The following is a 12,961-nucleotide window of genomic DNA, read 5'->3' as shown; positions in this document are numbered from 1 at the left end:
ATCTTAATGCGCGCTGCCATCGAGCGGGAAAGGCACCCAGCGCAGGCCGTCCATATCGTGCACGAGGAGCAGGACGGAATGACGCTTTTCCTTTTGCGCTGTTTCTATGCCTTTGCGGAGTTCCGCCGGGCTGTTCACGGCTGTCTGCTGCACTTCGGTGACCACATCGCCGGGCTTCATGCCGCGATCCGCGGCGGGGCCACCATCGACGACGCCCGTGACCACGACGCCTTTCTGGTCGTCGGAAAGCCGGTATTTTTTTCGCGACTCGTCTGTGATGGAGGCGGCGCTGAAGCCGAGCGCACCGAGATCGACGGCTTTGTCTGACTTTGGGGCGCTGGATTTCGCGGGTTTTTCCTCGGGGTCGGTCTTCGATTCGGGGAGGGCGCCGATTGTCACAGGGATGTCTGTGATTTTCCCTTTGCGCCAGACGGTGAGATGCGCCTGCGAGCCAACGGGCAGGTCGGCGATCAGACGCGGCAGTGCGCGGCCTTCGATGTCTTTGCCATTGAGCTGCCGGATCACGTCGCCTGTGGTGAGCAGGGCTTTTGCAGCCGGGCCTTTTGGTTCGACGCCGGCGACGAGGGCACCTTTCGCGGGTTTCAGGCCGAGGCCGTCGGCGATGTCCTGCGTGACGTCCTGAATGCGCACGCCGATCCAGCCACGTGAGACTTTTCCGGTTTTGCGGAGCTGTTCGATGATCCCTTTTGCTTCGTTGGCCGGGATGGAGAAGCCGATGCCGACGGAGCCGCCGGAAGGGGAATAGATGGCTGTGTTCACGCCGATGACGGCGCCGTGCATGTCAAAGAGCGGGCCGCCGGAGTTGCCTTTGTTGATTGAGGCGTCGGTCTGGATGAAGTCGTCGTACGGACCCTGGTCGATGTTGCGGCTGCGGGAGGAGACGATGCCGGCGGTGACGGTGCCGGAGAGACCGAACGGGTTGCCGATGGCCAGCACCCAGTTGCCGACGCGGGCGGTGTCACTGTCGCCAAAGGAGACGAAGGGCAGCGGGCGGGGGCTGCTGATTTTCAGGACGGCGAGGTCGGTGCGTTCATCATGTCCGATGAGTTTCGCTGGCAGGACGGTGTTGTCCTGCAATGTGACGGTGATTTTGTCCGCGTGACGGATGACGTGGTTGTTCGTGGCGATATAGCCATCGGCGGAGATGATGAAGCCGGAGCCAAGGGCCTGCATCTTGCGGGGCGGCGAATTTGGCGTGTTCTGCCGGTTCATGAAGTCGTGAAAGAATTTTTCGAACGGAGAACCGCGTGGAAAATCAGGAATCTGAGGTCCCTGTCCTTCTTCACCCTCTTCATCTTCAGAGTCGCCTTTCAGGGTCTGCGTGGTGGAGATGTTGACCACGGCGGGAAGCAGGCGGTCGGCAAGATCCGCGAAGCTGTCCGGCACGCCGCGGGCATCCACGGTGACTGCGGGGGTGACTGCGGGGGCGACCACTGGGGCGACCGCGGGCGGGGCATCCTGTGCCGCGCGGGCATGGGGTGCGAGTGCTGTCGTGACCCAGAGGGCGCTGGTGACGCTGAGTGAAAGGGCAAGGACGCGGCGGGTGGCGGGAAAGCCTGAAAGGCGCATGAAGGGCGATGCTCTTTTATCTGAACGTGCTGAAAGTGCCGGGACTCTAAACCAGCGAATCCCGGTCGCACAGCCCGCGGGCGTGTGCTGCGTGCAATTTCGTCCTGTACGATTTGGATTGACCGGAGGCCGGTCAGTTTCTAGCTTCCCGCTCCATGTCTGAGCACAGTGCATCTCTGGCGGATCGCCGCCCTTTTATTTCCTCCGGCGCCATTCCTAAGGCGTGGCCGTTTGAAGAGGCGCGAAAACTCGCTGAACACGTTGCCACGAAAGGCGATGACCGGCCGGCTTTGCTGGAAACCGGATATGGGCCTTCGGGACTGCCGCATATCGGTACTTTCGGCGAGGTGGCGCGCACGAGCTGGGTTCGTCAGGCCTATACGGCGCTGACAGGTCGCCCGACGCGCCTGCTGGCGTTTTCGGATGACATGGACGCTTTGCGGAAAGTTCCGGACAATGTGCCGAACCGGGAGATGCTGACGCAGTTCATCGGAATGCCGCTGACGAAGGTTCCCGATCCGTTCGGCACGTTCGGGTCTTTTGCGGCTCATAACAATGCCCGGTTGCAGTCCTTTCTGGACAGCTTTGGCTTTGACTATGACTTCGCCTCGTCCACGGAATACTACACGTCCGGGCGTTTTGACGCGGCGCTGCGTCGTGTTCTTGAAGTGCATGATGAGATTGTCGCGGTCATCAGACCCACGCTCGGTGCGGAGCGGCGGGAGACGTATTCGCCGGTGCTGCCGATCCATCCGAAGACCGGACAGGTGATGCAGGTTCGCATGGACAGGGTTGATCCGGTTGCCGGGACTGTCTGCTGGACGGATGAGCAGGGTGAGCGGTTTGAGACGCTGGTCACGGGTGGTGCTGCGAAGATGCAGTGGAAGGCCGACTGGGCCATGCGCTGGTATGCGCTTGGTGTCGATTATGAGATGTCAGGCAAGGATCTGATCGACAGCGTTCGGCTGTCGGGGAAGATCTGTCGCATTCTGGGGGCTCCGCCGCCGGCCGGACTGACTTACGAGCTGTTTCTGGATGAAAATGGCCAGAAGATTTCGAAATCGAAAGGCAATGGTCTTTCGGTTGAGGAATGGCTGCGTTATGCGCCGCCCGAGAGCCTGAGCCAGTTCATGTTCAATCACCCGGAGCGTGCCAAGCGGCTGTTTTTCGATGTGATTCCCAGGGGCACGGACGAGTATCTGGCGCATGTCGACAAGGCCGCGGCTTTGCAGGCACGCTGTGTTGCAGCCGGCGATGCGGTTGAGGCGGATGCGGACCGGGTGGCTCTTTGCACCAGTCCGGCATGGTTTATTCATGCCGGTCATATCCCCGACCATGCCGGTAGTCCGGTGTCGTTCAGCATGTTGCTGAATCTGGCGAGCGTGGCGAATGCCGAGACCCCGGATGTTCTCTGGGGCTTTCTGCGACGCTATGATGCGGCGGTATCGCCGGATACTCATCCGATGCTGGCGACGCTCGTTGACCGGGCGGTTGTCTTCTATACTGATTTCGTGCGGCCGGCGAAAAGCTATCGTCTGCCGGATGAGCAGGAGCTTCAGGCACTGACTGATCTGGCGGAATCACTCAGGATGTATGAAGGCGAGGAGGCCTCTGCGGAGGTGCTTCAGAACCTGGTTTTCGAGATTGGCAAGCGCCATAAGTTCGAGCCTTTGCGTTCCTGGTTTACCTGTCTCTACGAGGTTCTTCTTGGGCAGAGTGAGGGGCCGCGTTTCGGAGGGTTTATTGCGTTGTATGGTGTCCGGAGCACGATTGCGCTGATTGAAGCGGCGCTGGTCCGGAGTTCAGAGGCCTGAGACTCCGGGTGTGTCTGACTGCGGACCGACGGGGGAGAGGCCTGTGACCGGAATGCATGATCATGCGCCGGCTTCCGTTCCGCCGCCGTCCGGCTGGAAACGGTGGCTGCGTCATGCGCCCCACCTCATTGGTCTGGTGCTGATGGTGGCGGCGATTTTTGTTGTGCGGCGTGAACTGCACACGCTCAGCATGGCGGATATCCGCACGGCTCTGCATGGTATTTCCCGGCGGGCTCTGCTGGCCGGTGTTGGCTGTACGTTCCTGTCCTATTTCATTCTGTCATTCTACGACCGGCTGGCGGTGATTCAGGTCGGGCATAAAAACCTGTCTTTTCTTCGCACGGCGTTCGCGGCGTTCTGTTCTTATGTGCTGTCGCACAATCTCGGTTTTTCAGCCGTGTCCGGTGCTGCTGTCCGCTTCCGGCTTTACCGGAACTGGGGACTGCCGCCTTTTGCGATCGCGCAGATCATTGCTTTCTGTTCCGCGACCTATCTGCTGGGGGCATCTGTTCTGATCGGCAGCGTGCTGCTGATCGAACCCGGGGTGTTGCCGGTTCTTGGCGATCGGGCGCCGGTTCCGGTTTTGCGGGCGGCGGGCGTTTTGCTGTGGCTTGGCGTGCTGGCCTATATCGGTGCGACGCTGAAATGGCGTGAGCTGACCTTTAAGGGGCGGCAGATCGAACTGCCGTCTGCGCCGATGGCTGTCGCTCAGACCGTGGTTGCCGCCGCGGATGTTGCTGCGACCGCGGCAATTGCTTTTGTGCTGTTGCCGCCGGGAACGCTGGATTATGGATCGTTTCTTGCCATCTATATTGCTTCCTACACGGCGGGGCTCGTGGCCAGCGTGCCGGGTGGGCTTGGTGTGTTCGATGGCGCGATGCTGCTGGCGCTTGGTCCTTATCTGCCGGCACCGCAGATTCTGGGGGCGATCCTCGTCTTCAGGTTGTTTTACTATATCATTCCGCTTTTTCTGGCCGGGGGCATGTTTGCCGCGCATGAGCTGTTTCTGCGTGGTGACGCTGTTCTGCTGTCGCGTAAAGCTGGCAGGGAGGGCTCTGAAGAGCCACGCCGGATCAGACCGAGCCAGGTTGTGCGCGAGAGTGAAGCGGATTTCTCCGTGGCTGTCTCGACCGGCACCGTCGCTTTCTGCGGGATTCTGCTGCTGGTTCTGCCGCTGATAAATCCGGTTCACGCTCATGGCGGATCGAAGATCATCGGCTTTCTTTCAAATGTTGTGGGCGATTATGTGCTCACCGTCGTTGGGGCGGCCCTGATTGCTCTGGCGATCGGGCTTTCCCAGCGCGTGACGCTGGCATGGGGTGCGACACTTGGTCTGCTGGTGCTGGCGGCGGTTGCGACATTCCTTCGGGGCAATATCCCGTTTGTTCCGCTGGCCCTGGCGCTTTCAGCCTTTCTGATTGCGCCGTTCCGCCGGTGTTATTATCGCCACGCGCGTCTGCTGAGCGAGCCGCTGTCTTTTTCCACCCTGCTGTCTCTGCTGCTTCTGATTGGCTGCGCGGTTGTGATCGCGACCCATCGGGCTGGCGCGGAGGGCTGGTGGGAACTGTTCGTTCCGGAAGACAATGATGCCCGCTGGATTGTGATGCTGGCGGTGTTGCTGTCTCTGGTTGTCATCGGTCGTCTCGCAAGGCCTGGTCGTGTTGTCGTGCGGCCCTGGGATGAGAAGTCTGCCGCCTGGTATCACAGCCTTGCGCATGCTCTGCCGGAGATTCCCGGGCCTGTGCCGGATGGACTTATTACAGGCGAGGGTGGCAGTGCCGCCATTCCGTTCCGCCGGCGTGGCAGCTTTGTGGTCGGGCTTGGCGATCCGGCTGGCGAGGACGGGGATTGTGCGTCGGTGATCTGGCGTCTGCGCGATCTGGCGTTGCAGGAGGGGCACCGGCCCGTTTTCTGGCGGACCGGCGATACCTTTCTGCCGATTTATGCCGATATGGGGCTGGTGAACTGGCCGCTGGCTGATGTGCCCGGGGCTTATCTGTCCTGTCCGTCTGAACAGATTGGTCTGGTGCGTTCAAAGTTGTTCGGACGTCCGCCGGTCAGGGGCTGAGAAGGCTCTGTTCGCGGTCTGCGCTTTATATCAGAGGGTCTGGCCTTTGACCTGTGTGCGACTGGCAGGTGAAGGACTTGCCGGTGCAGGACCGGAAAGGGCAGGATTAGCAGGGCTCTTCTGCCTTGGAACTCGGCAAAGGCTCTGTTGTCGTTACGTGTTGATCTGTTATTTTTCAAAGGGTTAGCAGATCCGGGCTCTGCCCGGACCCGGCAGGGACCGCAGGCCCCTGCACCCCGATTGATTCATAATAAAATGGTTTCCAAAGGTCTGTGACCTTTGGTGGGTTCCAGGGCAAAGCCCTGGGAAGGAGCCAGCACTTAATGACAACAGAGCCTCTGGAAACCGGCTTGTATTCAACTGATCGGAGTGCAGCACGCCTTCGCGTGACGACCCCTGCCGGGTCCGGGCAGAGCCCGGATTTCTCATCGACAGGTCAGTCTTCACAACCGCCGGTATTATTTTAGTCCCAGCGCCTGCATCGTATCGGGATCGACAGGAATGCCATGCTTCATCCGTTCGGCCGCTTCCTTCCATTCCCGGTCTCCGGGCGCCATCACCGGATGGGCGGGATCGGTGGCAGGCGAGTTTCGCAGAAGCGCGAGGTAGTGGGTTATCGCGGTTTCGTAAGCGGTGCGTCCGACGAAATGATCCGGATTGATGGCGATGAAAAAGTGCCCGACATTCTGTGGCGTATTTGCGTTGCGGGTTGCGTCAGTGGGGACCATTTCCGGGTCGGGTGTTGCGCCGGTTATGACAGCGGAAAGAATGGTGACGACGCCTGCCAGAGCAGCGCCTTTGAAGCCATAATCCTTTCCGCCAAGAGGCTGGAGGAAAGCCGCCGCATGCTGGTCCTGAGTCGGGTGACCGTTCGCATCGACCGCGACACCTGCGGGAAGAGCCTGATTCAGTGAGCGGTAAAGTTTTACCCGGTTGAACGGGATCGATGATGTCGCCATGTCCAGCAGCCAGGGATTTGTGTCTGGGACTGGTGCCGCCATGGCGATGGGGTTGGTGCCGTGAAAAGGAACGGCTCCGCCGAACAGGCAGACGGCGGCATCCGAATTGGTGCTGACCAGACCGATCATGCCCTGTTCCGCCGCAGCGACGGCATAGGCGCCTGCGGCGCCGAAATGCGAGGAATGATGGACGCCGACGGCGGCGATACCGGTTTCCCGTGCCAGATCAACGGCGGCGTTCATTGCTTTGAAGGAGGCGGGGTGTCCGAGTCCGTTATCGGCATCCAGCATGGCGGCGGCCGGTGCCGTGTGACGCAGCGCATAGTTGGGCGAGGCGTTGAAGCCGCCGGAGCGGAGCAGTTCCGCATAGCCGGGTGCCAGACGGACACCGTGACTGTCCACGCCGATGCGCGAGGCGTACAGCAGGGCGCGGGTAGTGTCCCGCGCGTCGTCGGGGCGGGCGCCGGCCTGCGTCAGAAGGGCTTCGGTACGGTCACGAAGGAGTGGCTCCGGAAACCGGTCTGGTTCACTCATGCGGTCTGGTCCTTATCCTGCCCGGCATATCCGAGAATATCGGCTGCCCGGTCGCGATCAAGCTGGCCTTCCCATGCGGCAACGACAACCGGCGCCACACAGTTTCCGGCAAGGTTGCCCACTGCGCGGGCAATTCCGATAAACCAGTCCACAGCGAGAAGAAGGACGAGGCTGGCGACCGGAATGGAGGGAATGGCGGCCAGGGTTGCAGCCAGGACGACGATGGCGATTCCGGGCACGCCGTGGGCACCTTTGGAGGTGACGAGCGCGGTGAGCAGCATTGTCGCCATTTGAATCCAGGTCAGGTGTGTTCCGGTGACCTGGGCCAGGAAAACGACGGAAAATCCGAGATAGATCGAGAGGGCGTCGAGATTGAAGGAATATCCCGCCGGAACGACGAGCCCGATGACCTGTCGGGAGACGCCGATGGCCTCAAGTTTCGTCATGATGACCGGCAAGACGGCATCGGAGCTTGTTGTGGCGGTGACGATAAGAATCTCTTCCCGAAAATAAAGGAAGAACCGCACAGGCTTTATGCCGCAGGCGGCAAGGCAGCCTCCGAGGATGACGAAGACGAAAAGGGCGATCGCCAGAAAGTAGAGCAGGGTGAAGGCGCCAAGCTGAATGATGGCGCCGATGCCGTAGCGCGCGGTGGTGGTGGCGACGGCACCGAAGACACCCAGTGGCGCGACCGCGATGATATATTTCATCATCCGGGAAAACAGCGTGGACAGGCTTTCCACGAGTCTGACGACGGGCGCTCCGGCTGGTCCGATCTGATTCAGGCAGCATCCGAACAGGATGGCGAAGAACAGGATCTGCAACACGTTGCCTTCCGCGAAGGCGGAGGCTGGTGAATGGGGAATCAGGGCCATGAGGAAGCCGGTCAGGCCCTGGCTGTGCAGAAGGTGGGCGTTACCGGCATAGGAGGCGACGGCCTGTGAGTCCGCGGGTGTGGCTGTAAAGGTCATTCCGGCGCCGGGACGGATGAGCAGGGCCGCGCCCACGGCGAGCAGGAGCACGAGCGTGGTCATGGCCTCGAAATAGATCAGGGCCCGCACGCCGAGGCGACCGACGGTTCTGAGCGAACCGGCTCCTGTAATGCCTGTGACGATGATGCAGAACAGCAGCGGCCCGACGGCCATGATGATGAGATGCAGGAACAGGTCTGTTGTCCAGCGGGTCTCTGCTGCCAGTGCCGGGTCGGCCAGTCCCAGGATCAGGCCGATGATGGTGGCGACGCAGACCTGCTGGAAAATGCCGAAGCGGAGTCGCCTGTGTGAGGGGGTTCCGGTCTTCGGCATGTCTGTCATGTGATGATCCTGTGGTGGCGGTCAGTAGGTCAGGTTGATACGTGCGCCGACAAAGCGGGGCAGGCCGGGCATGACGCCGTAGAAGGTGGCCTGGGTTCCGCCGGAAAGCCAGTAGCGGCGAACTGGCTTGTTGTGGTGCCACGGTTGAGGCTCTGGAACTGTTTATAGGCGCCGTTCTGGTAGTTGAAGTTCTGTGTCAGAGTCAGGCCGTGAAAGGGGTGCGCTTCGATATCGAATTCCGCCGCCGCAGATGTATGAGCGCGGGGCGTTCACGTAGCCGCCAGGGACATCGTAGGGTGGTACGGGGATGGATCCGGGAAGCTGCTGGTCGCGATAGTCATAGTAGAATCCGGCGGCGTTGAAGCGCAGGTGGCGATCGAACAGCATGGTTTTGAAACCGCCTTCGCAGGTCAGGACCTGTTCTGGTTTAAACGGTTTGAGCCGGCTTTCTGCGGCGCCTGTATTGAGATTGTAATTGGTGCTTGTGACATTGAGCATCTGCCGGTCGTCGGACTCATGACTGATGGAGCCTGAAACACGTTGAAAAAGCACTGAACTGTCGTACGGTCACGAATCGTCTGGCCCATCTGATGGCGGCTCTTCAGGCGTAAGGCATCAGGGTTCTGCGAGCTGACCGCTTTTTGCTTCGGCTAGTGCTTTTTGGGTCAGTTGCTTTTCGTTCTTTTTCAGGAACATGCCGGTGCCGACCATACAGGCCGCGGCGAGAACGCCGATGGCGATTCCGGCCGGGCCGGAGACCTGTGAGATCTTGCGACCCAGCATGTAAGTGCCGAATGCGTAGCCGCCGGCCCAGCAGGAACCGCCCAGCGCGTTAAACAGCATGAACCGGGGCCAGCGCATCCTGCAGGCGCCGGCGAGCAGGGCGACGAAGACGCGCATCACGGAGACGAAACGGCCGCAGAAGACGATTGCGCTGCCGTGGTGGTGGAAGAGGTATTGCCCGAGGATCAGCCTGTTTTCTGTCAGGCCTATTTTGCTTCCGTGTTTCCGCAGCAGCGGCAGACCGACTTTGCGGCCGATAAGATAGCCGAAATTATCGCCGATAATGGCGCCCGCGATGGCGGCTAAGGCAACCCACTGGATTTCCAGATGGTGGGTTTTCAGGGTGTAGAGCGATGCTGTGATGATGCAGGCTTCGGCAGGCACGGGAAGGCCCATGCTTTCGGCCATGACAATGAGGGTCACGACGCCGTAGCCGTAATGCTGGAGGAGGTTATCCAGGTGGTGAAGCAGCGTTCTTAGTCCTTTTGCTGGCGCGGCCGGGCACGCTCAGGATTTTCTGGCCGGGTGGCACCATGCAAAAAAGGCTGTCAGGCGGGAAGTGGATGCGGGGACATGGCTGTTCTTCGGGAACCCGCAGGGGCTGAGGTTTTGCGGATCACTGATGATAGTCTTCGTGGAGCGTATCGAGGTCGGCGAAGCGGGTGAATTCGCCTTCGAAGAAGAGCTGGATGGCACCGGTAGGGCCGTGACGCTGTTTTTCCAGGATCAGCTCGGCTTTGTTGTGGACGAGTTCCATTTTGCGGCGCCAGTCATCCAGGGCGATCTGATATTTTTCTGACGATTCAAAGGCGGTTTCTTTGGGTTCACGCTGCTGGAGATAGTATTCGTCGCGGTAGACGAACATGACGGCGTCGGCGTCCTGCTCAATGGAGCCGGATTCACGCAGATCGGAGAGCATCGGGCGCTTGTCTTCGCGGCTTTCGACCTGACGGGAGAGCTGGGAGAGTGCGATGACGGGGACTTCCAGTTCCTTGGCAATGGCTTTCAGGCCCTGGGTGATCATCGAGATTTCCAGCACGCGGCTGTCGGGGCGGGTGCCGACGGCGGGGCGCATGAGCTGGAGATAATCGACCACGACGAGGCTCAGGCCTTTGGTGCGTTTGAGGCGGCGACAACGGGTTCGCATCGCGGAGAGGGAGATGGCCGGGGTGTCGTCGATGACCATCGGAAGCTGGGCGAGTTCACGGCTGACGCGGACGAAGCGGTCGAATTCCTTCTGGCCGATATCACCACGACGGATGCGCTCGCCGGAGACTTCGGCCTGTTCGGAGAGGATACGGGTGGCGAGCTGTTCGGCGGACATTTCGAGCGAGAAGATGGCGACCGAGCCTTCGGGCTGGACACCGTCTCCCTGTTCTTCGGCTTTGCGCTGAAGGGAGCGCGCGGCGGAGAACGCGATTTTGGTGGCAAGCGCGGTTTTGCCCATGGCGGGGCGACCAGCGAGGATGAGAAGATCGGAGGGGTGGAGGCCGCCGGTTTTCTTGTCGAAATCGCGCAGGCCGGAGGTGAGGCCGGAGACGTCACCTTCGTTGCGGAAGGCTTTTTCGGCGACCTCCAGAGCGTTGGCGAGGGCCCTGTCGAAGCCGGTGAAGCCGCCATCCTGGCCTTTGTCGGTGGCGAGACGGAAGAGTTGTTCTTCGCCGGCGGCGATCTGATCCTGACCGTCGAGATCAACACCGCCAAAGGCGTTGTTGACCATGGTTTCGCCGATGTCAATGAGCTGGCGGCGCAGCCAGGCATCGTGGATGGCGCGGCCGTAATCGCCGGCGTTGATAATGCCGACGGTCGAGGTCAGCAGGCGGGCGAGATAGGGAATGCCGCCGACTTCATCAAGGATGCCGGAGTGTTCCAGCGTGGCGCGGAGTGTGACCGGGTCGGCGAGCTGGCCGCCCTCGATGCGTTTCGCGATGGCGTCGTAGATGGCGCCGTTGATCTGGTTGGCGAAATGGGCGCCAGTCAGGAAGTCCGAGACGCGGTCATAGGCGCGGTTGTTGGTAAGCAGGGCGCCGAGGAGAGCCTGTTCGGCATCCACGTTTGCCGGGGGCGCACGGAGGGAGACGCCCAGAATGGTTTCACCGTTCGGGGAAGAGGATGGGGTGCCGGTAGCGGGGGTTGGGGAATCGATCATGTTCACGCCCCCTCTCTACCATCTGATGCGATCCCGGTGCAGCCCCGGAAGTGGTTCGTCACACGATAACGACAGGAATACGATGCCCTGTGATCCCGGATGCCACGGCTATATTGTGGCTGATCCGCCTGCATGCGAGGAAGATCCGCACAGACTCGGTTCGCCGCGTGTGCCTGTTATGGACTGGTTGGTTCCTCTGGTTAAGGGCTGCTGCGTATGACGACCCCGCCTCTTTCACCCGTCGAAATTTTTCAGCATGTGCGGATGGTTCTGGGAATGATTCTGGGCCTGAGTGTCACCCGGCTTCTCAACGGCCTTGTGAAGATTATCCAGCATCCGGGGACCGCCAGGCCTGACGCTGTGCATATCGGCTGGGTTCTGAATATGTTGCTGACGCTTGTGCATTTCTGGTGGTGGCAATGCTGGCTGGCCGAAGTGCCGCACTGGACGTTTGAAATTTATCTGTTCCTTGTTGTTTACATGATTTTTCTGTTTTTTCTGTGTGCTCTTCTGTTTCCGGACACGATCAGTGATTACAGCGGCTACAGGGATTTTTTCATGTCCCGGCGCAAGTGGTTTTTCGGTGTTCTGGCTGCTACGGTTGTATTTGATCTGATCGATACGCTGATCAAGGGGCCAGCGCATTATGCTTTGTTTTCAGAGGAATACTGGTTTCGCGTTCCTGTTTATCTTTGTCTCTGTGCTGTCGCGGCCTGGTCTTCGAACAGACGGTTTCAGATGGCTTTCGTGACAGTGGCACTGCTCTATAATGTTTCCTGGATTGTGCGCCATTTTAACACATTGAACTGAACGAAAACTGATCGGGAGAATATTTTTCAGGACGTTCAATTTTCATGAATCCGGTGTGACAGAGTCGTCTTGCCGTCGATGTGGTCTGATTGACAGAAAGGTGATCTGTTTTTCTGAAAACCTGAGCCCGGTCAGTTTGTTCACCGATGTAATGTCCGGAAGCGGAGTCTGATTTTCTGTATTTCCTTTAATACCATCCGGCGTTGAGGCTGACACACGGAAAGAGAGTCCCGGGGCTCCGCCCCGTACCCCGCCAAAGGTCACAGACCTTTGGAATCCGCTTTGTTAGTCAGCAGATCGGGGCGATGGGGCCGTCGTGCGCAGCACGCCTTCGCATGACGGTCAGTCTTTATGCGGGATGGTATAAATGCTCCCTTTTATGGAAATGAAAACGATGAAAAGACTTGTCTCATCTGTAATGATTATTTCGTTTTCGATTTTTATGTGGGGAAGCGTTGCTTACGCTGACACGGCGATGAGCCCGGTCGGACTCTGGCGGACCATTGATGACAGGACAGGAAAACCTAAAGCTATTGTGAGGATTTCTGAAACAGCATCTGGTGAATTCGGCGGTGAGATTGTGCGGAGCCTTGATCCGGCCATTCCGCCTGACCGGCGATGCACGGCCTGTAAGGATGAGCGCAAAGATCAGTTGCTGACAGGATTACCTATTATCAGAGGCATGAAAAAGGATGGGTCTCACTGGGAAGGTGGCAATATTCTCGATCCGGCAAGTGGTGAAGTCTATGATTGCAGCATGAGACTTAAAGATGGTGGCCAGAAACTTGTTGTGCGTGGATTTGTGGGGATGTCGCTGTTTGGCAGGTCTCAGTGTCTGACCGAAAATGAGTTGAGTGATTTCAGCGGGTTATGATTCATGGGTTTGCGATAACCTGATGAGATCAAGATGGCCTGGACTGAAATCACCCGAGCGCAGTATC

10 protein-coding genes are annotated in these 12,961 nt (G+C 59.5%); 4 read left to right on the top strand and 6 right to left on the bottom strand.

Features of this window, described 5'->3' with window-relative positions; genetic code table 11:
• Positions 1 to 3 precede the first annotated feature (3 nt).
• Entirely contained in the window at positions 4 to 1,590 is a 1,587-nt protein-coding gene (locus GOB85_RS07225; RefSeq protein WP_173576943.1) for a DegQ family serine endoprotease, read from the bottom strand.
• 155 nt (positions 1,591 to 1,745) lie between these two features.
• Between GOB85_RS07225 and GOB85_RS07220 the strand changes: the two genes are divergently transcribed.
• Positions 1,746 to 3,404 carry a lysine--tRNA ligase gene (locus GOB85_RS07220; RefSeq protein ID WP_173576944.1) on the top strand — a complete coding sequence of 553 codons (1,659 nt, stop codon included), beginning with the start codon at positions 1,746 to 1,748 and terminating at the stop codon, positions 3,402 to 3,404.
• Positions 3,405 to 3,456: 52 nt separating this feature from the next.
• Positions 3,457 to 5,472 (top strand): putative bifunctional lysylphosphatidylglycerol flippase/synthetase, encoded by a 2,016-nt coding sequence (locus GOB85_RS07215; protein ID WP_173576966.1) that lies wholly within the window; start codon positions 3,457 to 3,459, stop codon positions 5,470 to 5,472.
• 458 nt (positions 5,473 to 5,930) lie between these two features.
• Here GOB85_RS07215 and GOB85_RS07210 read toward each other — a convergent pair whose 3' ends face one another.
• The 5 genes from GOB85_RS07210 to GOB85_RS07185 all read right to left on the bottom strand — a co-directional run bounded on the left by GOB85_RS07210 (position 5,931) and on the right by GOB85_RS07185 (position 11,210).
• Positions 5,931 to 6,965, bottom strand: coding sequence for an Ldh family oxidoreductase (locus tag GOB85_RS07210; RefSeq protein WP_173576945.1), 1,035 nt, complete (start codon positions 6,963 to 6,965; stop codon positions 5,931 to 5,933).
• On the bottom strand, positions 6,962 to 8,278 hold the full coding sequence (locus tag GOB85_RS07205) for a cation:dicarboxylate symporter family transporter (protein WP_173576946.1): 1,317 nt from the start codon (positions 8,276 to 8,278) through the stop codon (positions 6,962 to 6,964). Before GOB85_RS07205 ends, GOB85_RS07210 begins: the two co-directional genes overlap by 4 nt.
• 162 nt (positions 8,279 to 8,440) lie before the next feature.
• Positions 8,441 to 8,830 (bottom strand): TonB-dependent receptor domain-containing protein, encoded by a 390-nt coding sequence (locus GOB85_RS07195; RefSeq protein WP_194298712.1) that lies wholly within the window; start codon positions 8,828 to 8,830, stop codon positions 8,441 to 8,443.
• A gap of 63 nt (positions 8,831 to 8,893) precedes the next feature.
• Positions 8,894 to 9,445 (bottom strand): DedA family protein, encoded by a 552-nt coding sequence (locus GOB85_RS07190; protein WP_338421673.1) that lies wholly within the window; start codon positions 9,443 to 9,445, stop codon positions 8,894 to 8,896.
• A gap of 232 nt (positions 9,446 to 9,677) precedes the next feature.
• Positions 9,678 to 11,210, bottom strand: coding sequence for a replicative DNA helicase (locus GOB85_RS07185; protein WP_173576947.1), 1,533 nt, complete (start codon positions 11,208 to 11,210; stop codon positions 9,678 to 9,680).
• A gap of 216 nt (positions 11,211 to 11,426) precedes the next feature.
• On the opposite strand from GOB85_RS07185, the gene GOB85_RS07180 reads away from it, so the two are divergent.
• Positions 11,427 to 12,020: a hypothetical protein gene (locus GOB85_RS07180; protein ID WP_173576948.1), complete on the top strand. Its 594-nt coding sequence runs from the start codon at positions 11,427 to 11,429 to the stop codon at positions 12,018 to 12,020.
• A gap of 394 nt (positions 12,021 to 12,414) precedes the next feature.
• A complete protein-coding gene (locus tag GOB85_RS07175; protein WP_173576949.1) occupies positions 12,415 to 12,894 on the top strand; it encodes a DUF2147 domain-containing protein in 480 nt (159 codons plus the stop codon).
• Positions 12,895 to 12,961 lie beyond the last annotated feature (67 nt).

Origin of the sequence: Acetobacter fallax (assembly GCF_011516735.1) — a bacterium.
Classification (GTDB): domain Bacteria; phylum Pseudomonadota; class Alphaproteobacteria; order Acetobacterales; family Acetobacteraceae; genus Acetobacter; species Acetobacter fallax.
Note: the sequence above shows the minus strand (reverse complement) of the source record. Positions and strands in the feature narration are given on the sequence as shown.

Bases quoted from the DNA above. Each gene is read 5' to 3' on its own strand.
- GOB85_RS07205 (WP_173576946.1), bottom strand. From the start codon at position 8,278: ATGACAGACATGCCGAAGACCGGAACCCCCTCACACAGGCGACTCCGC.
- GOB85_RS07225 (WP_173576943.1), bottom strand. From the start codon at position 1,590: ATGCGCCTTTCAGGCTTTCCCGCCACCCGCCGCGTCCTTGCCCTTTCA.
- GOB85_RS07185 (WP_173576947.1), bottom strand. From the start codon at position 11,210: ATGATCGATTCCCCAACCCCCGCTACCGGCACCCCATCCTCTTCCCCG.
- GOB85_RS07175 (WP_173576949.1), top strand. From the start codon at position 12,415: ATGAAAAGACTTGTCTCATCTGTAATGATTATTTCGTTTTCGATTTTT.
- GOB85_RS07210 (WP_173576945.1), bottom strand. From the start codon at position 6,965: ATGAGTGAACCAGACCGGTTTCCGGAGCCACTCCTTCGTGACCGTACC.
- GOB85_RS07215 (WP_173576966.1), top strand. From the start codon at position 3,457: ATGCATGATCATGCGCCGGCTTCCGTTCCGCCGCCGTCCGGCTGGAAA.
- GOB85_RS07220 (WP_173576944.1), top strand. From the start codon at position 1,746: ATGTCTGAGCACAGTGCATCTCTGGCGGATCGCCGCCCTTTTATTTCC.
- GOB85_RS07180 (WP_173576948.1), top strand. From the start codon at position 11,427: ATGACGACCCCGCCTCTTTCACCCGTCGAAATTTTTCAGCATGTGCGG.